The organism is Methylibium sp., assembly GCF_013817365.1.
Classification (GTDB): domain Bacteria; phylum Pseudomonadota; class Gammaproteobacteria; order Burkholderiales; family Burkholderiaceae_C; genus Methylibium.
Genome location: NZ_JACDCU010000567.1, coordinates 1 through 2,182, shown reverse-complemented (window position 1 = coordinate 2,182; position 2,182 = coordinate 1). Strand labels below are relative to the sequence as shown.

Below are 2,182 nucleotides of genomic sequence, written 5' to 3'. Positions count from 1 at the left end.
ACTCGACGAACTGGAGCGCCTGGCGGGCAGTGCTGCGGCCGTCGCCGGTGCCCAGCTCGATCTGGAGCTGCCCCCTGCCGCGGCGGCGACCTGCGTGCTGGTGGTCGACGACAACGCCGACATGCGGTCTTACGTGGCCCGCCTGCTGGCGCCGCGCTGGCAGGTGCAGTTCGCCAGCGACGGCGCGCAGGCGCTGGCCGCGTTGCGCGAGCGCCCGTTCGATCTCGTCATCAGCGACGTGTCCCTGCCCGGACAGGACGGCCTGGCGCTGGTCCGTTCGCTGCGCGCCGATCCCGAACTGCGCGCGGTGCCGGTGCTGCTCCTGTCGGCTTTCTCGGGCGAAGAGGCGCGGCTCGACGGCCTGGCCGCGGGTGCCGACGACTACCTGGTCAAGCCGTTCTCGGCGCGCGAGCTGGTGGCCCGGGTCGAGAACCAGCTCATGCGCGCCAAGCTGCATCAGATCGACGACGCCATCAACCGGCGGCTGAGCCGGGTGTTCCAGCAGGTGCCGGCCGCAGTGGCATTGCTGGTCGGCCCGCAGCACCACTTCGAGTTCGCCAACCCGGCCTACGAAAAGCTGGCCGGCCGCCGCGTACCCATCGGGCGCACGGTGGCCGAAATCTTCCCGGAGCTTGCGGGCCAGGGCGTTTTCGAGATGCTCGACGGCGTGTACCGCAGCGGCGAATCGGTCAGCGGCGACGCCTTGAGGGTCGAGTTGCGTGAAGCGGCCAGCGGCAGGCTCCAGGAACATTTTTTTGCGTTCGTGTACCAGCCGATGACCGACACCGAAGGCAGCGTGAGCGGCATAGCGGTGGTCGCCTACGACGTGAGCTCGCTGGTCGGGGCACGCCGCGCTGCCGAGACGGCCACGCGCACCAAGGACGAGTTCATCGCCATGCTCGGACACGAGTTGCGCAACCCGCTGGCACCGATCGTCACCGCCTTGCACCTCATGCGCCTGCAGAGCGGCGACGTCGCCGTGCGCGAGCGCGCCATCATCGAGCGCCAGGTGCAGCACATGGTCGCCCTGATCGACGACCTGCTCGATGTGGCGCGCATCACGCGCGGCACGGTGCAGCTCAAGCGCGTGCCGCTGGAGCTGTGGGGCGTGGTCGCCAAGGCCGTTGAGACCGCCAGCCCGCTGATCGAACAGCGCCGCCACCAGCTCGGCGTGCGCGTGCCGGCCCAGGGCTGCAAGGTGCAGGGCGACGAGGTGCGGCTGGTGCAGATCGTCTCCAACCTGCTGACCAACGCCGCCAAGTTCACGGATCCCGGCGGCTCGATCGGGGTCGAGGTGCGGCGCGTCGGCGAGCGGCTGCATCTGTGCGTCACCGACAACGGCGCCGGCATGAGCCGCGAGGAACTGGCCAGCGCCTTCGAGTTGTTCGCGCAGGGGCAGCAAAGCCCCGACCGCCCGCAGGGCGGCCTCGGTCTGGGCCTGGCCATCGCGCAAAGCCTCGCCCGGCTTCACGACGGCGAACTGCACGCCGACAGTGCGGGCCGCGGGCAGGGCTGCTGCTTCACGCTGGAGTTGCCGGTGCTGCCGGAGGGCATGCCGGCGGCGCAGCCCGTCGAGCGCGCTGCCGCGCCGCACGTGCAAGCCGCGCGCTGCGTGCTCGTGGTCGACGACAACGCCGATGCCGCCGACATGCTCGCCACCTTGCTCGAAGCCTGGGGCCACCGCACCTGCATCGCGCACGACGGGCCGCAAGCGCTGCAGCTGTTGCGCCAGGAGCGCATCGATGTCGCCCTGATCGACATCGGTCTGCCGGTCATGGATGGCCACGAGCTTGCCCGGCTCATCCGCGCCGAGCCGGCCTGGCTGGCGCTGCGCCTGATCGCACTCACCGGCTACGGACAGGACAGCGACCGCCAGCGCTCCAGCGACGCCGGCTTTGACGCCCACTTGGTCAAGCCGGTCGACGCTGAGCTGTTGGCGCGGCTGCTGGCCTGAGCGCGGGCACTTCAGCCCTTGGCGCCCGGGGCTCGCTCATTCAGTGGTCCATGGCGCTGTGCGCCTTCCGCGAGGGATGAGACGCCGGGGAGGGTCTGGAACCGGCCGTTTGCGGACGTTCGGCTGGACTGTCGTGCGAACGCTCGGCGCGGGCAAAGCCGTGGGCGGGTGTGCGGCAGCGCGCCGGCTCGGCGGTCGCCGCTGCGCGGCGACTGCGCTGTGCTGCTC

The 2,182-nt window shown here is 71.0% G+C and carries 1 protein-coding gene; it reads left to right on the top strand.

Going from position 1 to position 2,182, the window contains the following annotated elements; genetic code table 11:
* Positions 1 to 1,954, top strand: a 1,954-nt coding sequence (locus H0W38_RS21370; protein WP_292457988.1) for a response regulator, incomplete at its 5' end; no start/stop codon positions are given.
* Positions 1,955 to 2,182: the final 228 nt, after the last annotated feature.